This is a genomic window from Amycolatopsis sp. cmx-8-4, assembly GCF_046548675.1.
Lineage (GTDB): Bacteria > Actinomycetota > Actinomycetes > Mycobacteriales > Pseudonocardiaceae > Amycolatopsis.
In genome coordinates this window covers 217,109-238,723 of sequence record NZ_JAEBDZ010000001.1, presented here as the reverse complement: position 1 = coordinate 238,723, position 21,615 = coordinate 217,109, and the positions used below count along the sequence as shown (strand labels likewise).

The window sequence follows — 21,615 nt, the reverse complement described above, 5'->3', positions numbered from 1 at the left end:
CTTGACTCTCCACCGACTGGAGAGTTCAGGATGCGTCTTGTGGGTACCACCGCGATCTTCACCATCGGCGAGCTGGCCAGGCGCACGGGCCTGCCGGTCAAGACCATCCGGTTCTACTCGGACGAGGGCCTGCTGCCCCCGACCGACCGGACGGACGCCGGCTACCGGCTCTACGACGCCACGGCCATGGCCCGGCTGGAGCTGGTCCGCACCCTGCGCGAGCTCGGCCTCGGCCTCGCCGACGTCGAAGCCGCCCTGTCGCGCTCCGCGACGGTCGGCGAGCTGGCGAACCGGCACGTCGAGGCGCTCGACGAGCAGATCCGGCGGCTCCGGCTGCGCCGGGCGGTGCTGCGCGCGGTGGCCAAGCGTGATTCCGAGCTGGAGGAAGTGAACCTGATGAACCGTCTCGCGTCGATGTCCGACGAGGAGCGCAAGCGGCTGGTCGACGAGTTCTGGGACGAGATGGTCTCGGGACTGGAGATCGACCCGCAGTTCTACGCGCGGATGCGCGCCGGGAAGCCCGAGCTGCCGGACGACCCGTCGCCCGAGCAGCTGGAGGCGTGGATCGAGTTCGCCGAGCTCGTCCAGGACCCGTCGTTCCGCACCTTGATCCGCGAGCTGAGCGAAACCCAGGCCCAGCAGATCGCGGACGGCGAGTTCCACCCGCCCGCGGACGCCTGGCAGCAGAACTGGCCGGGCTGGGTCTCCCGCGCCGAAGCGGCCGTGACGGCCGGAGAGCCGCCGACGTCTGAGGCGGGGCAAACGCTTGCGGCCGACATCGCGACGGCCACCGCCCGCCCCGGCCAGGACGCGAAGTCGCCGGAGTTCCGCACGGAGATGGCGGACCGCTTCGCCGCGAGCGGCGACGCCCGGGCCGAGCGCTACTGGCAGCTGCTGGCCACCATCAACGGCTGGCCCCCGGTCCCGACGACCCAGCCCGCGGTGCAGTTCATGATCGCGGCTCTGCGCGGCTGACCGCACGAGGACCGCAGTTCGGCGACGAACCGGGGGTGGCCGGTAACGGACACCCCCGGTTCACCGATCTTTTATACCTTCAAGTCGAGATCGGTCCGCCGGACCGAGCCGACGTCCGACGCCGGACGCGCGGCCAGCAAGGTGGCCAGCGGGCCGTGCCCGGGCAGGACCGCGTCCGGCTCGATCTCCAGCCACGGGATCAGCACGCTCGCGCGTTCCGGGGTCCCCGGGTGCGGCAACAGCAGCTCGGGGTCGGCGGAGGTGACGCCGTCCACCGTGACGACGTCGACGTCCAGTGTCCGCGGCCCCCACCGCAGCTCGCGCACGCGCCCGGCCGCCTGCTCGGCGGCCTGGCCGGTGCGCAGCCACGCCCAGTGGTCGCGGCCCGGGTCGTCCACGACGCAGACGGCGTTGAGGAAGTCCGGCTGGTCCTCGACGCCCCACGCCTTCGTCTCGTACACGCTCGACACCGCGACCAGCGCGGGCCGGACGGCGTTCAGCGCGAGCTTCAGGAAGCCGAGCCGGTCGCCGAGGTTGGAGCCGAGCGAAAGGACGGCGCGGCTCACCGGTCGCGCCGGACCGTGACGGCCACGTCGTCGAAGGTCAGCGGGATCGGCGCCGACGGCTTGTGCACCGTCACCTCGACCGCGTCGAGCCGCTCGTCCCGCATGACCGCGTCGGCGATCGTGCCGGCGACCTTCTCGATGAGGTCGTACGGCTCACCGGCGACGATCCCGGCGACCAGCTCGGCCAGCTCGCCGTAGTGCAGCGTCTTGGTCAGGTCGTCCGACGCGGCGGCCGGCCCGAGGTCGAGCCACACCGTGACGTCGATGACGAACTCCTGGCCGTCCCGCTTCTCGTGCTCGAACACGCCGTGGTGGCCGAACACGCGCAAGCCGGTCAACGTGATCCGGTCAGACATCCGGAGAACCCTTCCACCACGCCGCGGCCACGGCGACCGCGTCCAGCGACGCCCCGACCTCGTGCACCCGCACACCCCAGGCCCCGGCGGCCGCGGCCAGGGCCGAGATGGCCGCGGTCGCGTCCTCCCGGCCGTCCGGCGGCCGCGGCGTACCGTCCTTTTCGGACAAAAGCCGGCCGAGAAACCGCTTGCGCGAAGCGCCGACGAGCACCGGGAAACCCAGCGAAAGCACCGAGTCCAGCCCCCGCAGCAACGCCCAGTCGTGCTCGGCGTTCTTCGCGAAGCCGAGCCCGGGATCGAGCACGATCGCGCTCTCGGCCACGCCGGCCGCGAGCGCGTCGTCCACCCGGGACAGCAGCTCGGAGCGGACCTCGGCGACGACGTCTTCGTATTTCGCGAGGGCCTGCATGTCCTCGCTGTGACCCCGCCAGTGCATCAGCACCCACGGCGCCCCGGACTCGGCCGCGACCCGCGCCATGTCCGGATCGGCCAGCCCACCCGAGACGTCGTTGACGACGTGCGCCCCGGCCTCGAGCGCCGCGGCGGCGACGGCCGCACGCGTGGTGTCGACCGACACGGCCACGCCTTCACCGGCGAGCGTCCGGATCACCGGGAGAACCCGAGCCAGCTCGGTTTCGGCGTCCACCCGCAACGCCCCGGGCCGCGTCGACTCCCCGCCGACGTCGATCAGGTCGGCCCCTCGCGTCCACATCGCCCGGGCGTGCTCCAGCGCCTGGTCGACGTCGAGGTAGCGGCCACCGTCCGAAAAGGAATCCGGCGTCACGTTCAGCACGCCCATCACGACACACCGCCCCGGCGCGGGAAGGTTCGTGCTCACCGACGCGCCCTGATGAGGTCGAGCGCCTCCGCCCGTGACGAAGCGGAGGTCTTGAGCAGCCCCCGCACGGCCGAGGTGGTCGTGCGGGCGCCGGGCTTCCGGATGCCGCGCATGGCCATGCACAGGTGCTCGGCCTCGATCACGACGATGACCCCCCGCGGCTCGAGCTTGCGCACGAGCGCGTCGGCGACCTGCGAGGTGAGACGTTCCTGAACCTGGGGCCGCTTGGCGTAAAGGTCGACGAGCCGCGCGAGCTTGGAGAGCCCGGTGACCTTTCCGCCCGCGTTCGGGATGTACCCGACGTGCGCAACACCGTGGAAGGGCACGAGGTGGTGTTCACAGTTGTGCGTTAAATGTCCCGCAATCAAGAATGTCGGATGCGGATCGCATCTGAAACTGTAAACAGTGTAGGGCTTCGTGCCCGACGCGGTCACCGGTGTCACCGACTCGACCTGCACGTACTCCGACTCGATCAGATCGGTCGCATAGTCGTCCTGCGGGAAGCCGTGCTTCCGGAACCAGCTGTCGGCGACGTACAACCGCGATGCGGCACCGCCGGTGTTCGCGGTGAACCGGGCACCGATCACGGTGGCCAGATCCTCCAGGAACGGCGTATTCGCGCTCGCGATGATCCGCCCCGCCGAATGCTTGCTCCGGTGTCCGTCTCCGTCGACGTAACCGTCGAGGAAGCCGTTGAAGGTCGACAAGTCGTTGAGGACCACCATCGGGAACCGCTGACGCTGGTGGTGGGCGTCGCCGCCCACGTACTGCCGCATCAGGTCCGCGAGGAACGAAGACACGACCCGGACCCGGAAGCCGGGGAGGTCGCGACCCAGGTAGCCCGACGGCCGTGAGGTCGGCTCGACCTTCGCGTCGATACCGAACGCGCGGTGCAGGGACTCGGCGAACTTCTTCGCATAGTCCCGGTCGTTCACCACGAGCGAGACGTACCGGTCGGCGACCGTTCCGTCAGCACAGACGGTTCCGACGACATAGCCGAAGTCGTACCCGAGGCTCGGCCGCCAGCGATCGCGGCAGAGCTTCTTCGCGTGCGTCCACTCGATGAACGAACCCTCGACGTCCTTCGCTTCCTTCCAACCCTCGGGCGTCGCCAAAGGGTGGTCGGGAGTGACGAGGAACTTGCCGACCGAGGTCTTCACCTCGACCAGCTCACGCGTCTGATGCGAGCTGATCTCGGTGACCTCGGTCTCCTCGACGTTGCCGCCGACGAGGGTCCACAGCTTGTCGCCCACCCGCACGTCGGCCGCCTGCTTGCGGCCGCCGACGGCGTTCACGGTCTGCTTGCTGGGCACGCATTGGCTGTACATCGGGATGTCCGTGACGAGCACCAGTTCTTCGTGGGACTCGTCGAACGTCTTGTCCAGCACCGAGTCGGGCTCGGTGTACAGGCCGGCGAACATCTCCTTGTACGCGCGGGCGACCCGGGCCGGGGTGTCCTTCAGGCCGTCCCGGTCCGGGTTTTCGCCGCAGGCCAGCAGAAGCTCGAGGATCGCCTTCTCCGCCCGGTCTTGGTCGAAGACCGGGCGGCCGGCGTCACTGGGGCTTTTCTGGTCCGTCCACGTCACGACGTTCCCCCTCGCTCTGCTGCTGGTTGCCGCCCGCTTGATCGGCGAACCAGCCGTGCTCGCGAGAACGATCTTCACCACCGGGCCGCCACGACTGGCCCGGCTGGCCGCCGGGGGAGGTCGCGGGGGTCCAGCCCGGAGGGGCACCGTAGTTCGGCGGGCCGCTCTGGCCCGCCGGGCCGCCGCCGCCCGTCTGGCCGGTGTAGCTCTGCGGCCAGTGGGACGAGCCGTTCGGGCCACCGTTGGGACCGCCGTAGGGGCGGCCGCCGTTCGGGTAGGCGCCCGGCGGCGGCGGGGCGTACGGGTTGGCGTTCGGGTCCGGTGCCGACGCCGGGTACGGCGGGCCACCGGGCAGGTCACCCGCGCCCTGGGCGGTGCCGACCGGGGTCGGCTCCGGCTTCAGGACCGGCTTCTCCTTCTCCGGCGGGGGCCACGGCTCGCCGCGCTCGATCGCCAGCTCGCCCGGGGTCTTGATGGGCGGCTTGTCGGACGGCGTGCGCTCGCCGAACTCGTTGAACACGGTGATGTGCGGGCGCTTCTCGACCGTCGCGAAGATCCGCTCGAGGTCCTTGCGGGTCAGCGTCTCCTTCTCGAGGAGTTCGATGACCAGCTCGTCGAGCACGTCGCGGTAAGTGTTGAGCACGTGCCACGCCTCGGTGTGCGCGGTCTCGATGAGCTTGCGCACCTCCTCGTCGATCTCGTGCGCCACCTCGAGCGAGTAGTCCGCCTGACGGCCGGCCGAGCGGCCCAGGAACGGGTCGCCCTGCTCCTGGCCGTACTTGACCGCGCCCAGGCGGGCGCTCATGCCGTACTCGGTGACCATCGCGCGGGCGATCTTCGTCGCCTGCTCGATGTCCGAGGACGCGCCGGTGGTGGGCTCGTGGAAGACGAGCTCCTCCGCCGTGCGGCCACCCATCGCGAAGACCAGCCGCCCGATCATCTCGGAGCGGGTCATCAGGTCCTTGTCGTCCTCCGGGACGAGCAGCGCGTGCCCGCCCGTGCGGCCGCGCGGCAGGATGGTCAGCTTGTAGACCGGTTCGATGTCCGGCATCGCCCACGCGGCGAGCGCGTGCCCGCCCTCGTGGTAGGCCGTGATCTTCTTCTCCTTCTCGGAGATGATCCGGCTCTTGCGGGCAGGGCCGCCGACGACGCGGTCGACGGACTCCTCGAGCTCGACGTCGCTGATCACGTGCCCGTTCTTGCGGGCGGTGAGCAGCGCGGCCTCGTTCAGCACGTTGGCCAGGTCGGCGCCGGACATGCCGACGGTCCGCTTGGCCAGGCTGCCCATGTCGGTGCCCTGCGCGATCGGCTTGCCCTTGGAGTGCACCTCGAGGATCGCGCGACGGCCACGCATGTCGGGCGCGGAGACCGGGATCTGCCGGTCGAAGCGGCCCGGGCGCAGCAGCGCGGGGTCGAGGATGTCGGGCCGGTTGGTGGCCGCGATCAGGATGATGCCGCCGCGGGCGTCGAAGCCGTCCATCTCGACGAGCAGCTGGTTCAGCGTCTGCTCGCGCTCGTCGTGGCCGCCGCCGAGGCCGGCGCCGCGCTGGCGGCCGACCGCGTCGATCTCGTCCACGAAGATGATGCACGGCGCGTTCTGCTTGGCCTGTTCGAACAGGTCACGCACCCGCGAGGCGCCGACACCGACGAACATCTCGACGAAGTCCGAGCCCGAGATCGTGTAGAACGGCACGCCCGCTTCACCCGCGACAGCTCGCGCGAGCAGCGTCTTGCCGGTACCGGGTGGCCCGTAGAGCAGGACGCCCTTCGGGATCTTCGCGCCGAGCGCCTGATATCGCGCCGGGTTCTGGAGGAAGTCCTTGATCTCGTACAGCTCTTCGACGGCCTCGTCGGCGCCCGCGACGTCCCCGAAGGTCGTCTTGGGCATGTCCTTGTTCAGCTGCTTGGCCTTGGACTTGCCGAAGTTGAGGACGCGGTTGCCGCCGCCCTGGGCGTTGTTCATCATCCACATCAGCAGGCCCAGCACGAGGGCCAGCGGGATGGCGAAGATGAGGATCTGGGTCAGTACACCCTGCTGGGTGACCTTGGTGGTGAACTTGACTCCGCCATCGCCGTTCTTCGCGGCCAGCAGCTTGTCGTAAATCTCAAGCGACGCGTTGGCCGGGTACTGCGCGATGATCTGGGTGGTCTGCTGGCCATCGACGTCGACGGACTTGTTCAGCAGGAGTTTGACCTGCTGTTCCTTGTCCTCGAGGCTGGCTTCCTTGACGTTGTTCGTGGTGATCTGGGAGTTCGCCACCGAGATGGGTGCTTGGGTGTACCCACGATCGCTGTCGAAGATCGTGTTGTACGCGAACAACGCCAGCAACCCCGCGACGATCCACAGCAGTGGGTTCCTGAGCACGCTCTTCCGGTTCATACGACTCGGCCCTGGTGGCCTCGACCCTCCCTGGTTGGGCGGCTCCTGTGATACCCGCCATCACGATCTTGACAACCCATGGTGCCTGGACACCCGTCCCAACAGGGTACCGTCCGCTGCCGCGTTCATCCCCTGTGAGCCTCTCGCAGGTCAACGGGCGATACCGCGTCCTGGTTCCCGTTCGGCCCGCACCCTTGTCACGCTATCGCGTGCCGTCGGACACACCACTCACCATCTCGCCCAGCCGGGTCCGCAGTGTCGGCGGGTCCGCCGGGGCCACCGTGACCCACTCCCGACCGTCTGTACCTGCACGGGAGAGGCTCAGGTAGCGCCCGGTGGCCGTGTCGAACCAGGCCAGCACCCGGGACCGCTGCTTGGCCCCGACCGGGGACCGGCTGTTCGCTGCCAGCTGACCGCCGCACAGCCGGGGCTGCCCGGCGAGCCGCCCGTAGGCCTCGCGCGGGTCGGCGACGACCCGCTCGCTCAGCGGCGTCCGGCGTTTGCTCTTGTTCTCTTCCTCACCGGAGTTCGCCGGCAGCGACACGGGCACCCGGATGGGGGCCGTGTGCAGGGCTTCGTCGAGCGGGAGTGTGACGGATGCCTCGGTCCCGCGCGGCCCGGCGGGCAGCACGCCGATGACGGCGGAGACCAGCGCGTCCGGCGGGACGTCCCGCAGCCAGATGCCGTCGGCGTCCTGGACCGCGAGCACGCCCTTGGTGTCGTCGGCCGCCGCCAGCACCCCGACCGTCGGGGTCTCGAACCGCGGGATGTGCAGCGCGTCGATGGTCAGGGGCGCGAAGGCCAGCAGCTCCAGCGCGTCTTCGATCGGTGGCGTCAGCCGGCCCCGCGGTTCGCGGATGCCGCGCGCCTTCAGCTCGACGTCGGTGCGGTGGCGCAGCGAAACCCGCTCGTCCTCGGTCGCGCCGTGCGACCGGACGTGCAGCGGGTAGGGCAGCTCACCGACCCCCGCCGACTCCCACAGGAAGTCGAACGCCAGCGGCGAGAAGAACTCTTGCATCACTACTCTCCCGGATCGGATTCTCGCTCAGCGTAGCCCGCACCACCGACAGAACGGGACCGTTCCCGTTGCCGGTTGGGCACGCTCGGAGAACCCGGGGCCGATCTTGGCAGAGATCGCGTGGGACCCGCGTTCACGGTGTCCGGAATCAGCCGTTCGCGAGGCCGCGCCGGGGTGCGGGCACGAGTCAAGCCGGGTGCGGGCGGCCGGGGTCAGACCGAGCTGGTCGCCGACGCTCCCGCGAGCAGCTCGCCGAGCCGGTGGCGCAGCGTCGCCGCGTCGGCGGGGGCGATCGTGATCCAGTCGCGGCCGTCGTGACCCTTGGACGCCTGGGTGAAGTAGCGGCCCGTCTCGGTGTCGAACCAGCTCAGCACCGGGGTGCGGCTGCGCGCGCCCATCCGGGTGCGGGCGTTCGCCGCGATCTGGCCGCCGCGCAGGCGGGGCTGGGCGTGCAGGCGGGCGAGGGCCTTGCGGTCGTCGTCGGCGCTGCTGCGGTCCTCGGGGTTGCCGCGGCGCTGCAGGAAGTCGACGCCGTGCGCGCCGACCAGCTGCTCCAGCGGCACCGTGATCGACTTCTCGCTGCCGCGCGGAGCGGCGGGCAGCAGCGAGACGATCGCGCTCGCCAGGCCGTCCACCGGGCACGGCTGCAGGTGCAGGCCGCGGGTGTCCTGGACGGCCAGCAGCCCCTGGCCGCCCAGTACGCCGGCGATCGCGAGCAGCGGCTCGGCGTCCGGGGCGATCAGCTGGACGGCGTCCAAGCTCAGTTCGGGGGTGGCCAGCACGCCGAAGTAGTCCTCGACGTGCGGTTCGGGGCGGCCGCGGCCGTCCGCGAGCCCGCGCGCCGCCAGCCCCTCCAGCGTCCGCTGACGCAGCAGCGACCGCTCGTCGAGCGTCTCGCCGTGCGACCGGACGCGCAGCGGGTACGGCAGCTCACCCAGCCCGGCCGACTCCCACAGGAAGTCCACCTCGGCCGGGGTCAGCAGCTCAGCGTTCGGCATCGAGCCACCCCCCAGAGATGTGAAAGCGGGCCGGACGCGCGGGAAGCGCGTCCGGCCCGATCAAGATCAGCGGTCTTCGTCGTCCTCGGACCACGCGCCGATGACCGGCGGCGGGGTCGCCTGGTTGGCGCCGAAGGCCTCGTCCGGGTCGGCTTCGATGAGGAACGACGCGTGCGTGTGCTCCTCGTCCTGCTCGCCCTGGGCTCCGTGCGGGGCCATTCCGCCACCCATGCCGCCCATGCCGGGCGGCGGCGGGGTCTGGCCGCCGATGGTGCCGGCCGACGACACGAGACCCTGCTGCGGCGCCTGGGCCGAGGCGGCGCTCTGCGCCTGGCCGTCCGCCGACGCCAGGGACGTCTCGTTCTCCGACTTCGCCCCGGAGCGGTTGCCCTTGCCCAGCGCGCGGGAAGCCAGGGCGCCGAGACCGCCGGCGGCACCGCCGATGCCCAGGCCCATGCCGATCTTGCCGAGCGGGTTGCTGCTGCCGCCGCCGGTCTGCGCGCCACCGGGCACCTGGCCGGCACCCGTGGTGGTGCCGCCGGTCGTCCCGGCCGCGGTGCCACCGGGCACGTCGCTGCCGAGCGCCGCCGCCGCTTCGTGGCCGCCGAAACCGCCGGTCCCGCCGACGCCGCCGTGGGCCGCGTTCGGGGCGAACGCCGAGTGCTGCGCGTCGAACGCGCCGCCGTGGCCGCCGAAGCCCCCGCCGCTCGAGGCGAAGACCGCGTTGCCCGCGCCGCCGAGGCCGTGGACCGGGCCGGTGGCGCCGACGCTGCTGATGCCGTTGAACGAGATCGAGTTGTGCGACCCCGTCGGCTTCATGCCGAGCGACTCCGGGCCGAAGCTCGGGGTCGAGCTGTCGACGTCGCTCATCGACTTGGTGTAGGCGTTGAAGAACGCGACCTGCTGCGTCTTGACGTCGTTGGCCGCGTCCGCCTGGGCCTTCTGGTCGGCGACCAGCGCCGCCGGGCCGCCGGCCAGTGCCGCCGCCATCGACTGCTTCGGGTCGTAGTCCTTGGGGGCCGGCATCTTCTTGACCTCGGCGGCCGCCGCTGCCTGCCGGGCGAGCCGGTCCGACATCGTGTGCGCGGCCTCGGAGGCCTGCGAGCCCGAGTTGGCGATGGCCACCAGCGCGCCCTGGGCACCCGCGGCACCGCGGCCGACCCAGGCGTTGCCCAGCTCGGAGATCGCGTTGTACAGGTGGTCGGAGGCCTGCTTCAGCTCGCTGCCGTGGTGCGACCAGGCCTGCCCGGTCGCCTCGGCCGTGCCGGGGTCGTTGTTGTTGACCGCGCCGTCGTAGAGCTGCTGGCTGGCCTGCGCGTTCCAGTTCGGCGGGTTCGCGATCGCGCGGTCGCTGCCCATGTCGAAGCCGTCGGAACGGCCGCGGGCGTCCGCGACGATGTTCTGGGCCGACGCGTTGTCGCCGAGCGGGACCAGCGAGCCCGGGTCAGTGGTGGCGGTCGACGGCTGGTCGCTGTGGTTCGGAGCCATGACTTCGAGTCCCCCTCTGGGCTCAGGCGTTGCGGAACGGGTCGGCCGCGGCCTGGTCGATCTCGTGGTACCGGGACATCGCCGTGACGATGCCCTCCTCGGCGGCGGAGTACTGGTCGAGCAGGTTCTGCAGGGCGGCGGCGTACGAGTCGCCCCCGCCGTCCGCGCGCTGCACGAACTTCGCCGCCATCGCGTTGCCGACCGGGTTGTCCCCGAGCTTCGGCGGCTGGGCGAGCGTGCCCGCACCGCTGAGCAGGGCCTCGACGGCGTCCTTGCCGGTGCGGATCTTGTTCAGCACGGTCTGCGCGGCGTCGGGGTCGATCCCGACCTGACCAGCCGCGGCGGCCGCCTTGAAGGCGTTCGCGTCGGCAGCGCTGCTGTTCGCCATCAGAACTCTCTCCCGTTCCCCCGACCCGGTCACCGCGGGCACGACAATGTCTTCGCATAGGTTAACGCACGTGATCAGAGCGTATGACGCGATCGGCGGCGCCGGGGTTCCGCGAAACCGGTAATTGCGGTGAACGGTCGGTGAACTCCGCCGGTGCCTACGCGGTGTAGACCTTCGGGTCCAGCGTCCCGATGTAGGGCAGGTCCCGGTAGCGCTCGGCGTAGTCCAGGCCGTAGCCGACGACGAACTCGTTCGGGATGTCGAAGCCGATGTACTTCACCGGGACGTCGACCTTGACCGCGTCCGGCTTGCGCAGCAGCGAAACCACCTCGAGCGAGGCCGGGTTGCGGCTGGCCAGGTTCTTCAGCAGCCACGAGAGCGTGAGGCCGGAGTCGACGATGTCCTCGACGATCAGCACGTCGCGGCCCGCGATGTCGCGGTCGAGGTCCTTGAGGATGCGGACGACACCGGACGACGACGTCGCCGAGCCGTAGGAAGAGACGGCCATGAATTCCAGCTGCGTCGGCAGCGGCAGCGCACGGGCGAAGTCGGTCATGAACATGACCGCGCCCTTCAGGACACCCACCAGCAGGAGTTCACCCTGCCCGTTGGCCGGATAGTCGGCGGCGATCTGCGCCGACAGCTCCGTGATCTTGTCCTGGATCTGCTGCTCGGTGACGAGCACGGAGGCGATTTCGCCCTCGTACACGGGTCAGTCCCCTCGGGTGGTGGGTTGGGAGATGACGCAGAGCCTGCCACGGCACCGTCGTGCTTCCAAGTTGCCGGGTAACCAGACGCCGCCCTGACCACGCCACCGGGCGACGAGCGCGTCGACCGCCCGGAGGTGCCCGTCGGTGAGCTCGCGCACCCCCGACTCCAGCAGCCACCTGCGGAGAACCCGCCGCCGCAGGGCCGCGGGCTCGCCTTCGAGGACTGCGACATCCAGCCCTTCGACGCCGCCCGCACGGGTGAAGATCCTGTCCGCCGATGTGTCCAACGCCTCGCTGTCCTCCCGCAGCTGCGCGGCCGTGCGGGCGAGTGCGGCCGCCACCCCGCCGTTGAGGACGTCCTCCAGGAGCGGCAGGACCTCGGTGCGCAGCCGGACCCGGGTGAAGCGTGCTTCGGCGTTGTGCGGGTCCTCCCACGGCTCGACGCCGAGCTCGGCGCACGCCGCCCGGGTGGTCGCGCGCGGCACCGCCAGCAGCGGCCGGCCCCACGGCGGGTCGTGCGGGCGCATCCCGGAGACGCTGCGCGGGCCGGAGCCGCGGCCGAGCCCGAGCAGGACGGTTTCGGCCTGGTCGTCGAGGGTGTGGCCGAGCAGGACGAGGTCGTGGCCGGCGAGCGCGCGGTAGCGGGCCTTGCGCGCGGCCGCCTCGGGCCCGCCCGGCCCGGTGACGTCGACCCGGCGCACCTCGGCTTCGTCGGCGCCCAGTGACTTCGCCGCCGCGACGGCGTCGCGCGCGATCTTCGCCGAACCCTCCTGGAGGCCGTGGTCGACGACCAGCGCGCGGACGCGGTGGCCGCGGTGGCGCCCGACGTACGCCGTGGCCTCGGCCAGCGCGAGGGAGTCGGCGCCGCCGGAGACCGCGACGCACAGTTCGGCGGGTGCCTCGACGCTCTCCAGGAACCCGCGGACGGCCCGCCGGACGGCCGCGACGGCCGGCCCGGTCATCCGTGCAGGCGCCGGACCCAGGCGGCCGGATCGGCGATCTCGGCGCGCGACGGCAGGGTGTTCGGCGAGCGCCAGACGGCGTTGAAGCCCTCCATGCCAACGGCGTCCACGACGTACTTCGTGAACTTCGCGCCTTCTTCGTACTGACGGATCTTCGCGTCGACGCCGAGCAGCGCGCGCAGCAGCCGGTCGAAGACGCCGCCGCCCTTGCGCCGGGCGGAGAACCGCGCGCGGATGGTGTCGACGCTCGGCACGACCTGCGGGCCGACGGCGTCCATCACGTAGTCGGCGTGGCCTTCCAGCAACGTCGAGAGCGCGAGCAGCCGGTCGAACACCGCGCGTTCCTTCGGCGACTGGAGCAGCTCGGCGAGGTTCAGCTTCGGGCCCTGCTTGATCGCCTCGGGCAGCCGGCCGACCAGGTCGGCGAGGCTGTCGTTGCTGCCGCCGGCCAGGCCGGAGACGAGCCGTTCGACCTCGTCGGCGAAGTAGTCGCGCAGCCAGGTGACGGCGGTGAACTGGAGCCGGTGGGTGCATTCGTGCAGGCAGACCCAGAGCCGGAAGTCGCGCCCGGGCACCTTCATCGCGCGTTCCGCGGCGACGACGTTCGGCGCGACCAGCAGCAGCTGGCCTTGGCGCTCGGGGCCGCCGAAGGGGTCGTACTGACCGAGCACGCGGCTGGCGAGGAACGCGAGCACCAGGCCGGTCTGGACGCCGGCGCCGCCGGCCAGGATCGGCCCGAACGGCCCGCCCTGCTGCGGCAGCGCGCGCCCGGTGAGCGCGTCGAGGCCCGCGGCGGCGGACCGGACCCAGCCCGGGCGGTCGACGACCTCGCCGGGCAGCAGCGGCAGGTCGAGCCCGAGGTTCGTCAGCTGCCGGACGTGCCCCTCGGCCGCCATCGTCAGCTCACGCAGGTCGGTGACGGCGGCCTCGGCCTCGTCGCGCGGGACCTGGGGGCCGCCGCGCACGAGCAGCGCCCCCGTCTGCGCGGCGAGCGACCAGTCGACCATGGGCCGGGTGTCGGTTTCCTGACTCACCCTTTCGACGCTACCTGCCCGGAGCGGGTTTCCGGCCACGACTTCCGCACGCTTCGCACACGGACCGGTACGCGATCAGCCGCAGCCGCACTTCCGGAGGCCCGTCGCGAGGACGTCCAGGGCGTCCCGGCCGGCGTCGGTGTCCGAGCCGTTGGACATGAACGCGAACACCAGCACCCGGCCGTCCTGGTCGAGCACCACCCCGGCGAGGGTGTTGACGCCGGTGAGCGTGCCCGTCTTGGCCCGCACCCAGCCGCGGCCGGCCTGGGAGCCCGCCGTGTCGAACCGCTTGTCGGCGAGGGTGCCCGACGCACCGGCCACGGGCAGGCCGGCCAGCAGCGCGCGCAGCTTGGCGGTGTCCGGGTGCTTGCCCTCCGGACCCGCCGCGGCCGCGAGGACCTGCGACAGCAGCTTCGCCGGGATCTTGTTCTGGTCCGAGATGCCACTGCCGTCGGACAGCTGGACGCCGGTCGTGTCGAAGCCGTGGTCCTTCAGCACCTTGAGCGTCGCGGCGGCACCGCCGGCGAAGCTGGCTTCCTGGCCGTTGGCCATGGCCACCTGGCGGGCGAGGGCTTCGGCGAGGACGTCGTCGGACAGCTCCATGGTGTCGGAGACCAGCTCGGTCAGCGGGGCCGACTTGACCTCGGCGAGGACCTTGGCGTCCTTGGGCGCGGTCGCCTGGCCGCCGGCCGAGGCGCTGAGCTTCGACGCGATCGTCCCCGCGAGCGCGCTGCCCGCGTTGGGCACGCGCTGGGAGTTGTTGTTCTTCGGGTCCAGGCGGCCGGCGTCGGCCATCACCGACGAGATCTGGGTGGCGAACGTCGACGGCGCGTCGCCCGCGGCCCAGCCCGGCGCGGTCGTCGCGCCCTTGAACAGGCTCAGGTCGACCTGCACCTTCTTGACGCCCGGGTTGGCCTTCTTGACCTGCGCGACGAGGTCGTCGACGTGGGCGGCGCTCGGGTAGAGCGGCGACTCGGTGCCCTGCGGCAGCGAGGTGAGGGTGGGGTCGCCGCCGCCGACCAGGATCACCGTGCCCGGGTCGGCGCCCTGCACGATCTTCGTCGACAGCCGCGTGTTCGGGTCCATCGAGAGCAACGCGGCCGCGGAGGTGAGCACCTTCGTCGTCGACGCGGGCGTGACGGGCGAAGCCGCGTTGCGGTTCCACAGCTCGGTGCCGCTGACCGGGTCGACGACGCTGCCGGTGAGCTGGCCGAGCGCGCTGTTGCCGGCCGCACCGGCCAGGGCCGACTTGACGCCGTTGGCGGTCGGCGTCTGCCCGGAGGTGTTCGGCCCCTGCAGCACGCGGCTGGCCGCGACGGGGTCGGGGCTGTCGCCCTTCGGCGCGTTCGGCGCCCACGGCAGACCCAGCCGGTTGGACACCTTCGGCATGGCCGCGGCGACCCCGAGGCCGACGAGCACCACCAGCACGATGGCGCCGATCGCGATCAGCTTGCCCTTGCGCTTCTTCTTCGGCGGCTCCGCGGCGGTCGCGGCCTCGGCAGCGGGTGGCGCCGGTGCCGGGGGCTCGGGCTGCGACTGCGGCTCGTTGCGGGGCTGCTCGTTGCGGGGCTGCTCGTTGCGGGACTGGGGCTGCTGCTGGAAGGCGCCGGGGAACTGGGCGGGCCGCTCGATCCCGACGGTCGCCTCGGCGTCGAACTGCCGCCCGTCCGGCTCGATCCGCTTCGGCCGGGCCAGCGAGCCGGCCGACGCCGACGGGACGACCCCGCGCGGCGGCTCGGGCGGCAGGCCGGGACGGCGTTCGCCGGGCTCGGCGGGCCGGTCGCCGCGGTGTTCCCGCAGGTCGATCCGCTGCGCCCAGGGGGCGTCCGGGTTCGGCCGCGACGACGTCTCGTCACGACGTTGCTGCTGGTCCTGGGGTCGCTGCTGGTCCGGCGGCCGCTGTTGCTGCTGGTGCGTCTCGCCGCGCTGCTGCGTCTCGCGCCAGTGCTGCAGCTCTTCGCGCCACGGCTGCTGCGGCTCGTCCGGCTTCTTCGGCTCGCCCTGCTCCGGCTTCCCGCCGGGCCAGACGTTCCGCTCGACCGGCACCCACGGCGCCTTCTCCGGCTTCTCCTGCTTCTCGACCTTGATCTGCCGGGTGCTCTCGGGGTCCCACTTCGGCTCCGCGGCCTTCGGCTCGGCGGGCTCCGGCTCGGCCTCGACCGGCTCGGCGGCTTCGGCCGGCTCCGGCTCGGCGGGCTTCGGCTCCGGCAGCTTCGGCTTAGGAGGGCCGCCGAGGCGGTCGGCGAGGTCCTGCTTGACCGCGGGCGGCGGCTCGGGCGGCTCCGGCGGCTCGACCGGCGCGTTCAAGCCGGGCACCGGCTCCGGCTCGACGTTCGGCGCGAACCACGAGCCCTTCGGCGCCTCACTGCCTGTGACCTTCGGCACGCTCACCCGTCCGGCTGACGCCGATGGGGTGTCCGGCAGCGACATCGGAGTGGTCTTGCCCGCACCCGACGACGAGCGGTCTTCGTCCGACGAAGGCCACATCGGCTGGTCGTTTTCCGGCACCCACCACTCCTTCTCACCTGCCCCGGAAGGGGCCAAGCTCACATGCCTCCCGGCCGACATCGATGCGACCGCCGGGCAGGCCGTAGTCCACACTAGGAGACGTCAAGACAGTCGCTGAGGTTGCCGCCCGCGACGTGCGGGCACGCCCGGATCTAAAAGAAGCAGTGAGGACGCCGTGGAGTTCGACGTCACGATCGAAATCCCCAAAGGGGAGCGCAACAAGTACGAGGTCGACCACAAGACCGGCCGCATCAAGCTGGACCGGACGCTGTTCACGGCCACGCAGTACCCGGCCGACTACGGCTTCATCGACGACACCCTCGGCCAGGACGGCGACCCCCTGGACGTGATGGTGCTCGTCCAGGAGCCCACCTTCCCGGGCTGCCTGATCCGCTGCCGCGCGATCGGCATGTTCCGGATGACCGACGAGAAGGGCCCGGACGACAAGGTCATCGCCGTTCCGTCGAACGACCCGCGCCTCGAGCACCTGCGCGACATCCACCACATGAACGAGTTCCACCGCCTGGAGATCCAGCACTTCTTCGAGGTGTACAAGGACCTCGAGCCCGGCAAGAGCGTCGAGGGCTCGTCCTGGGTCGGCCGCACGGAGGCCGAGGCCGAGATCGGCCGCTCGTACGAGCGCGAGACCGACCGCCTGGCCAAGGAGAAAGCCGACGGCGGCGCCGCCCACTGACACTGAAAGCCGTGAAGGCCTCCTTACCGGCTCTTATGGCCGGTAAGGAGGCCTTCACGGCTTTTCGCCAGGCCGTGGCGTCAGTGCGCCAGGGCCAGGGCGGGAGTGCCCTCTTCCTCGGCCTCCGCGCGCTGCTCCATCGCCGACTTGTCCGAGAGCGGCTTCTCCTTGAGGAACCACACCAGGGCGAAGCCGACGGTCAGCACGATCCCGCCGACCAGGAACACCGTGCTCATCGAGTCGGCGAAGCCCTGCAGGATCGGCCGGGCCAGCGTCGGGTCGAGCGAGGACAGGAACGACGTGTCGTTGACGTCCAGGCCGCTCTTCAGCTGCTGCGCGAACTCCGGGTGCTGGGCCAGCGCCGCGGCGTAGGCCGGGGTGCTGATCGCCGAGCGGACGGCGCCGGCGATCTTGTCGCCGACCGTGCCGAACAGGATCGACAGGAACACCGCGGTGCCCGCCGTGCCGCCGATCTGCCGGAAGAACGTCGCCGCCGAGGTGGCGACGCCGATGTCCTGCGGGCGGACGTCGTTGGTCGCGGCCAGCACCAGCGTCTGCATCGAGGCGCCGAGGCCGAGGCCGATCACGAAGGCGATCACCATGACCAGGTTGAGCGAGGTGTCGACGGTGATCGTCGACAGCGCGAACAGCGCCGCCGCCATCAGGCCGATTCCGGCCACCGCGAACATCTTGTAGCGCCCGGTCTTCGAGATCAGCCGGCCGCTGGTCAGGCTGGCGACCATGATGCCCAGCGTCAGCGGGAGCATCTGCAGGCCGGCCTGGGTCGGCGTCGCGCCCTTGACGATCTGCAGGTACAGCGGCAGCGACATCATCGCGCCGAACATCCCGGCGCCCTGCACGACGGTGACCAGCGTGGCCATCCGGAAGACGGGGCGGTTGAACAGGCGCAGCGGCAGCAGCGCGGCGTCGCCCATCCGGCGTTCCTGCCAGATGAAGGCCACGACACCCAGCCCGCCGATGACGTACATCGCGATCGACGCGGCCGAACCCCAGCCCCACTCGCGGCCCTGCTCGGCGACGATCAGCAGCGGCACCAGCCCGACGGCCAGCGTCACGGCGCCCCAGTAGTCGACCTTCTGCTCAACGCGGGTGTGCGGGAGGTTGAGGACCTTGCTGACGACGGCCAGCGCGGCGAGCGCGATCGGGACGTTGACCAGGAACACCCAGCGCCAGCCGGTGATGCCGGCGAAGGAGTCGATGCCGGCGAAGAAGCCGCCGACGACCGGGCCCGCGACGCTCGAGATGCCGAACACCGCCATGAAGTAGCCCTGGTACTTGCTGCGCTCACGCGGCGCGGTGATGTCGGTGATGATCGCCAGCGCCAGGGACATCAGGCCACCGGCACCGAGGCCCTGGAACGCGCGGAACGCGGCCAGCTCGTACATCGAGGTCGCCATGCCGCTGGCCAGCGAGCCGACCAGGAACAGCGAGATCGCCGTCAGGTACATGGGCTTGCGGCCGTAGAGGTCGGACAGCTTGCCGTAGAGCGGCGTCGAAAGCGTGGCGGTGATGAGGTACGCCGTGGTGGCCCAGGCCTGCAGCGACAGGCCGTGGAGCTCGTCGGCGATGGTGCGCATCGACGACGACACGATGGTCTGGTCGAGCGCGGCGAGGAACATCCCGAGCATCAGCCCGGACAGGATGGTCAGGATCTGACGGTGCGATAGCCGGCCTTTCGTAGCGGCTGCTCCTTCCGCCGTGGTGGTGTCGCTCATGGTGGTCTCCCTCGGATGAAGCCTTCGTCGTAGTTGCTTGTAGCTGTCAACTACTTGCTTCGGCCAACTATTCCGCTGAAGCTTGTATCGTGCAATCAAATATCCTGTGACCCTGGTCTCCCGCCCCGCTTGACGGCCCGCGCGACCACCGTGACCTCGGCGGACGGCACGTCGAGGCCGGTGACGAACGCGTAGAGGCCGGCCAGGTCACGGCACCAGACGGCGGCCATCAGGTTGGTCACGCCGGTCGTGGCGAGGGTGCCGTGGACCATCGGGTGCCGCGCGAGCACGCGCCCGACATCGTCGAGCCGGCCGGGCGGGACGGTCATCCAGACGTTGGCGTCGACCGTCAGACCGAGCGCCGTGACGTCGATGTTCGCGTAGGTCCGGATGCGTGCTCGACGAGGTCGCCGCGGTCCGGAACCTCGGCCCGACGTCGTGGCAGGTCGCCGACGTCGCCGCCGGCCGCCTGGACGTCTTCTGGCAGTACGGCCGCGACGCGACGAACCTCGTCGGCGCGGCCCTGATCGCCTGCGAGGCCGGCGCGGTGGTCACCACCGCCGACGGCGCCCCGTGGACCCCCGCGTCGCCGAGCTTCCTCGCCGCCACCCCCACCCTGCACCCGCTCGCCTTGGCCGCCCTGGCCCAAAAGCCGTGAAGGCCTCCTTCCCGGCTCTTATGGCCGGTAAGGAGGCCTTCACGGCTTTCAACTCAGGCGGAGTAACCCGGGATCGGGAACGGCGCCAGGAACTCGCGGATCTCGGCGGCGATCGTGTCCAAAGAGGACTCGTTCTGCGCGGCGGCCGCGGTGACCGTGCGGTCGATCCAGTCCGCCACCTGCGTCTGGTGCTCCGGCCGCAGGCCGCGGGTGGTGATCGCGGACGTGCCGAGCCGGATGCCGGACGGGTCGAACGGCTTGCGCGGGTCGAACGGCACCGTGTTGTAGTTCAGCTCGATACCCGCGCGGTCGAGGGCCTGCGCGGCCGGCTTGCCCGCGACGGCCTTGTTCGTCAGGTCGATCAGCAGCAGGTGGTTGTCCGTGCCGCCGGACACGAGGTCGTAACCGCGAGCCAGCAGCGCGTCGGCCAGCGCGCGGGCGTTGGCGACGATGCTGTGCGCGTAGTCGCTGAACGACGGCTGCTGCGCCTCCCCGAGAGCGACCGCGATCGCCGCTGTCGTGTGGTTGTGCGGGCCGCCCTGCAGGCCGGGGAACACGGCCTTGTCGACGGCCTTCGCGTGCTCGGCGTCGGACAGGATCATCGCGCCACGCGGACCGCGCAACGTCTTGTGCGTCGTCGTGGTGATGACCTGCGCGTGCCCGACCGGCGAGGGGTGCGCACCACCGGCGACCAGCCCGGCGATGTGCGCGATGTCGGCGACGAGCACCGCGTCCACCTCGGCGGCGATCTCGGCGAACGCCGGGAAGTCGATGGTGCGCGGGATCGCCGTGCCACCGGCGAAGATCAGCTTCGGCCGGTGCTCGCGGGCCAGGTCGCGAACCTGGTCGAGGTCGACGCGGCCGGTCTCCTTGGTGACGCCGTAGCGCACCGGCGTGAACCACTTGCCGGTCGCGGAGACGCTCCAGCCGTGGGTCAGGTGGCCGCCGTCCGGCAGCGCCATGCCGAGCACGGTGTCCCCGGGCTTCGCGAAGGCGAGGTACACGGCCAGGTTCGCCGGAGACCCGGAGTAGGGCTGGACGTTGGCGTGGTCCGCGCCGAAGACGGCCTTCGCGCGCTCGATGGCGAGCAGCTCGACCTGGTCGATGAACTGCTGGCCCTCGTAGTACCGCTTGCCCGCGTAACCCTCGGAGTACTTGTTGGTGAGCACGGTCCCGGTGGCTTCGAGCACGGCCTGCGAGACGTAGTTCTCCGACGCGATCAAGCGGATCTTGTCGTGCTGGCGCTTGGCTTCGTCTTCGACGAGCCCGGCGATGGCGGGGTCGGCGGCGGCGAGCGCGTTCAGTCTCGGCTGGTGGGTCATGGGCGTACTCCGGCTCTGGAGTGGCCTTCACCCAGGCGCGCGGTGCCGGCCTCGTCGTCGCTTCCCGGTGGTGCTCCACCTCGATGGCGCCAGTCGCTGCTGCGGGGACAGACTAGTGCACCCCGCTCGAGGCCCGGCCGTGTTCGGCACACCATTTGCGCGTGCAGCCGGAAGTGCGGTCGCAGAACGGTCGGGCGCAGGTCGCGCAGCGCTTCACACGCCGCCACTCACGAGTTCCGCGAGCCCGGCCGCCCCCGCGGCCGCTTGTCGTCCGGAAGCCGCGCGACGATGCCGCTCAGCTCGGGGTTTCCCCGGCGCAGCAACCGTTCCGCCACCCTGAGCTCGGGGTCCAGCGCGTGGAACGGCGGCACGACCGCGTGCTTGCGCACCTCAGTCGACGACCGCGACACCCATGGACCGGGCCGTGCCGGCGATCGTGCGCATCGCCATCTCGACGTCGGACGTGTTCAGGTCCGGCAGCTTGCGCTCGGCGATCTCGCGCAGCTGCTCCGTCGTGATCTTGCCCGCCACCTCGTGCCCCGGCCGCGAGGACCCCTTGTCCCCCAGCGCCTTCTTGATCAGGAACGCCGTCGGCGGGGACTTGAGGCGGAGCGCGAACGAGCGGTCCTCGAAGACCGAGACGACCACCGGCACGATGTCGCCGCGCTGGCCGGCGGTCGCCGCGTCGTAGGTCCTCTTGATCTCGACCAGGTTGACCCCGGTCTGCCCCAGCATCTTGCCGAGGTCGACGACCGGGGCGTTGCCCGCGGCGAGTTCGAGGGTGACCTGGTGGGTGAGTTTCTTCGGAGCCATGATCCGAAGCTAGAGTCTCCAGTTACTGGAGAGTCAACCTCAATCGATCGGCTTCGTGCCGGCGCGGTGACGGCGGGCCAGCTCCTGGTAGATCGCGGCGTTGTGGTCGACCCACATCCGCGCCGAATCGGTCAGCGGGACGAACTTCTTCGCCGGGCTGCCCATCGCGATGACCTCCTCGGGCACCTCGGTCGCCGGGGTGACCGTCGCGCCCGCCGCGACCAGCGCCCGCGCGCCGATCTTCGCCTTGTCGAGCACCGTCGAGCCGTTGCCGATCAGCGCCTGCTCCCCGATGGTGCAGTCGTGCACCAGGCACTGGTGGCCGACGGTAACGTTCTTGCCGACCTCGCAGACGCCGTCGTTGACGTGGATCACCGAGTTGTCCTGGATGTTGGCACCCTCCCGGATGACGATCCGGCCGAAGTCGGCCCGGACCACCACGCCGTACCAGATCGAGGCGTCCTTCTCGACGACGACGTCGCCGATGAGGGTGGCGGTGGGCGCGATCCAGGCGTCCGGGTGGACCTGCGGGCTGAGCCCTTCGAACGAGAACAGAGGCATGTCCGCACCCTAGACGAGCGGTTT

At 71.1% G+C, this 21,615-nt stretch carries 21 protein-coding genes and 2 pseudogenes; 3 read left to right on the top strand and 20 right to left on the bottom strand.

Going from position 1 to position 21,615, the window contains the following annotated elements:
- Nucleotides 1-39 precede the first annotated feature (39 nt).
- Nucleotides 40-975 (top strand): MerR family transcriptional regulator, encoded by a 936-nt coding sequence (locus ACLJQZ_RS01205; protein WP_410618086.1) that lies wholly within the window; start codon nt 40-42, stop codon nt 973-975.
- A 71-nt stretch (nt 976-1,046) separates the two neighbouring features.
- Here the strand turns inward: ACLJQZ_RS01205 and folK are convergent, their stop codons facing one another.
- From folK to dacB, 14 genes and pseudogenes are all read right to left on the bottom strand, one after another.
- Entirely contained in the window at nt 1,047-1,541 is a 495-nt protein-coding gene (gene folK / locus ACLJQZ_RS01200; RefSeq protein WP_410618085.1) for a 2-amino-4-hydroxy-6-hydroxymethyldihydropteridine diphosphokinase, read from the bottom strand.
- Nucleotides 1,538-1,897 (bottom strand): dihydroneopterin aldolase, encoded by a 360-nt coding sequence (gene folB, locus ACLJQZ_RS01195; protein ID WP_410618084.1) that lies wholly within the window; start codon nt 1,895-1,897, stop codon nt 1,538-1,540. The genes folK and folB overlap by 4 nt, the downstream gene beginning before the upstream one ends.
- The gene (folP, locus tag ACLJQZ_RS01190) at nt 1,890-2,696 is read right to left on the bottom strand and encodes a dihydropteroate synthase (RefSeq protein WP_410618576.1); all 807 of its coding nucleotides are present in this window, start codon (nt 2,694-2,696) and stop codon (nt 1,890-1,892) included. The genes folB and folP overlap by 8 nt, the downstream gene beginning before the upstream one ends.
- 35 nt (nt 2,697-2,731) lie before the next feature.
- Nucleotides 2,732-3,076 (bottom strand): annotated as a pseudogene (folE, locus tag ACLJQZ_RS01185) (GTP cyclohydrolase I); the annotation flags it as partial.
- A gap of 972 nt (nt 3,077-4,048) precedes the next feature.
- A pseudogene (locus ACLJQZ_RS01180) lies at nt 4,049-4,321 on the bottom strand (GTP cyclohydrolase I); the annotation flags it as partial.
- Nucleotides 4,290-6,701, bottom strand: coding sequence for an ATP-dependent zinc metalloprotease FtsH (gene ftsH / locus ACLJQZ_RS01175; protein WP_410618083.1), 2,412 nt, complete (start codon nt 6,699-6,701; stop codon nt 4,290-4,292). The pseudogene ACLJQZ_RS01180 and the gene ftsH, both read right to left, overlap by 32 nt.
- Nucleotides 6,702-6,903: 202 nt before the next feature.
- Complete coding sequence (locus ACLJQZ_RS01170) at nt 6,904-7,722, bottom strand: ESX secretion-associated protein EspG (protein WP_410618082.1); 819 nt, start codon at nt 7,720-7,722, stop codon at nt 6,904-6,906.
- A gap of 209 nt (nt 7,723-7,931) precedes the next feature.
- Nucleotides 7,932-8,717, bottom strand: coding sequence for an ESX secretion-associated protein EspG (locus ACLJQZ_RS01165; protein ID WP_410618081.1), 786 nt, complete (start codon nt 8,715-8,717; stop codon nt 7,932-7,934).
- 66 nt (nt 8,718-8,783) lie between these two features.
- Nucleotides 8,784-10,205, bottom strand: a complete 1,422-nt coding sequence (locus ACLJQZ_RS01160) for a hypothetical protein (protein WP_410618080.1) — start codon at nt 10,203-10,205, stop codon at nt 8,784-8,786.
- Between the two features lie 22 nt (nt 10,206-10,227).
- Nucleotides 10,228-10,593, bottom strand: coding sequence for a hypothetical protein (locus tag ACLJQZ_RS01155; RefSeq protein WP_247058808.1), 366 nt, complete (start codon nt 10,591-10,593; stop codon nt 10,228-10,230).
- A gap of 157 nt (nt 10,594-10,750) precedes the next feature.
- A complete protein-coding gene (gene hpt / locus ACLJQZ_RS01150) occupies nt 10,751-11,302 on the bottom strand; it encodes a hypoxanthine phosphoribosyltransferase (protein ID WP_410618078.1) in 552 nt (183 codons plus the stop codon).
- Between the two features lie 3 nt (nt 11,303-11,305).
- Complete coding sequence (gene tilS, locus ACLJQZ_RS01145) at nt 11,306-12,265, bottom strand: tRNA lysidine(34) synthetase TilS (RefSeq protein WP_410618077.1); 960 nt, start codon at nt 12,263-12,265, stop codon at nt 11,306-11,308.
- Nucleotides 12,262-13,272, bottom strand: a complete 1,011-nt coding sequence (locus ACLJQZ_RS01140; RefSeq protein ID WP_326951693.1) for a zinc-dependent metalloprotease — start codon at nt 13,270-13,272, stop codon at nt 12,262-12,264. The genes tilS and ACLJQZ_RS01140 overlap by 4 nt, the downstream gene beginning before the upstream one ends.
- Before the next feature lie 102 nt (nt 13,273-13,374).
- Nucleotides 13,375-15,807 (bottom strand): D-alanyl-D-alanine carboxypeptidase/D-alanyl-D-alanine-endopeptidase, encoded by a 2,433-nt coding sequence (gene dacB, locus ACLJQZ_RS01135; protein WP_410618075.1) that lies wholly within the window; start codon nt 15,805-15,807, stop codon nt 13,375-13,377.
- A gap of 175 nt (nt 15,808-15,982) precedes the next feature.
- Between dacB and ACLJQZ_RS01130 the strand changes: the two genes are divergently transcribed.
- Nucleotides 15,983-16,501, top strand: a complete 519-nt coding sequence (locus ACLJQZ_RS01130) for an inorganic diphosphatase (protein WP_360666903.1) — start codon at nt 15,983-15,985, stop codon at nt 16,499-16,501.
- An 80-nt stretch (nt 16,502-16,581) separates the two neighbouring features.
- On the opposite strand, the gene ACLJQZ_RS01125 is transcribed toward ACLJQZ_RS01130, so the two are convergent.
- Entirely contained in the window at nt 16,582-18,237 is a 1,656-nt protein-coding gene (locus ACLJQZ_RS01125; RefSeq protein WP_247058813.1) for an MDR family MFS transporter, read from the bottom strand.
- Nucleotides 18,238-18,332: 95 nt separating this feature from the next.
- On the bottom strand, nt 18,333-18,566 hold the full coding sequence (locus tag ACLJQZ_RS01120) for an Lrp/AsnC ligand binding domain-containing protein (protein WP_410618073.1): 234 nt from the start codon (nt 18,564-18,566) through the stop codon (nt 18,333-18,335).
- Between the two features lie 65 nt (nt 18,567-18,631).
- Between ACLJQZ_RS01120 and ACLJQZ_RS01115 the strand changes: the two genes are divergently transcribed.
- Nucleotides 18,632-18,895, top strand: a complete 264-nt coding sequence (locus ACLJQZ_RS01115; protein ID WP_410618072.1) for an inositol monophosphatase family protein — start codon at nt 18,632-18,634, stop codon at nt 18,893-18,895.
- Between the two features lie 53 nt (nt 18,896-18,948).
- On the opposite strand, the gene glyA is transcribed toward ACLJQZ_RS01115, so the two are convergent.
- The 4 genes from glyA to ACLJQZ_RS01095 all read right to left on the bottom strand — a co-directional run bounded on the left by glyA (nt 18,949) and on the right by ACLJQZ_RS01095 (nt 21,591).
- Nucleotides 18,949-20,217, bottom strand: coding sequence for a serine hydroxymethyltransferase (glyA, locus tag ACLJQZ_RS01110; protein ID WP_410618071.1), 1,269 nt, complete (start codon nt 20,215-20,217; stop codon nt 18,949-18,951).
- 227 nt (nt 20,218-20,444) lie between these two features.
- Nucleotides 20,445-20,606, bottom strand: coding sequence for a hypothetical protein (locus ACLJQZ_RS01105; protein ID WP_410618070.1), 162 nt, complete (start codon nt 20,604-20,606; stop codon nt 20,445-20,447).
- 1 nt (nt 20,607) lies between these two features.
- Entirely contained in the window at nt 20,608-21,030 is a 423-nt protein-coding gene (locus tag ACLJQZ_RS01100) for an uL11 family ribosomal protein (RefSeq protein WP_410618068.1), read from the bottom strand.
- 39 nt (nt 21,031-21,069) lie between these two features.
- On the bottom strand, nt 21,070-21,591 hold the full coding sequence (locus ACLJQZ_RS01095) for a gamma carbonic anhydrase family protein (protein WP_326944942.1): 522 nt from the start codon (nt 21,589-21,591) through the stop codon (nt 21,070-21,072).
- Nucleotides 21,592-21,615: the final 24 nt, after the last annotated feature.

What these genes read in the sequence shown, in the direction of transcription:
- folP (WP_410618576.1), bottom strand. Translation starts at nt 2,696, where the DNA reads ATGGGCGTGCTGAACGTGACGCCGGATTCCTTTTCGGACGGTGGCCGC.
- ACLJQZ_RS01160 (WP_410618080.1), bottom strand. Translation starts at nt 10,205, where the DNA reads ATGGCTCCGAACCACAGCGACCAGCCGTCGACCGCCACCACTGACCCG.
- ACLJQZ_RS01125 (WP_247058813.1), bottom strand. Translation starts at nt 18,237, where the DNA reads ATGAGCGACACCACCACGGCGGAAGGAGCAGCCGCTACGAAAGGCCGG.
- ACLJQZ_RS01140 (WP_326951693.1), bottom strand. Translation starts at nt 13,272, where the DNA reads ATGGTCGACTGGTCGCTCGCCGCGCAGACGGGGGCGCTGCTCGTGCGC.
- ACLJQZ_RS01120 (WP_410618073.1), bottom strand. Translation starts at nt 18,566, where the DNA reads ATGACCGTCCCGCCCGGCCGGCTCGACGATGTCGGGCGCGTGCTCGCG.
- ACLJQZ_RS01095 (WP_326944942.1), bottom strand. Translation starts at nt 21,591, where the DNA reads ATGCCTCTGTTCTCGTTCGAAGGGCTCAGCCCGCAGGTCCACCCGGAC.
- ACLJQZ_RS01155 (WP_247058808.1), bottom strand. Translation starts at nt 10,593, where the DNA reads ATGGCGAACAGCAGCGCTGCCGACGCGAACGCCTTCAAGGCGGCCGCC.
- ACLJQZ_RS01100 (WP_410618068.1), bottom strand. Translation starts at nt 21,030, where the DNA reads ATGGCTCCGAAGAAACTCACCCACCAGGTCACCCTCGAACTCGCCGCG.
- ACLJQZ_RS01165 (WP_410618081.1), bottom strand. Translation starts at nt 8,717, where the DNA reads ATGCCGAACGCTGAGCTGCTGACCCCGGCCGAGGTGGACTTCCTGTGG.
- folB (WP_410618084.1), bottom strand. Translation starts at nt 1,897, where the DNA reads ATGTCTGACCGGATCACGTTGACCGGCTTGCGCGTGTTCGGCCACCAC.
- tilS (WP_410618077.1), bottom strand. Translation starts at nt 12,265, where the DNA reads ATGACCGGGCCGGCCGTCGCGGCCGTCCGGCGGGCCGTCCGCGGGTTC.
- ftsH (WP_410618083.1), bottom strand. Translation starts at nt 6,701, where the DNA reads ATGAACCGGAAGAGCGTGCTCAGGAACCCACTGCTGTGGATCGTCGCG.
- glyA (WP_410618071.1), bottom strand. Translation starts at nt 20,217, where the DNA reads ATGACCCACCAGCCGAGACTGAACGCGCTCGCCGCCGCCGACCCCGCC.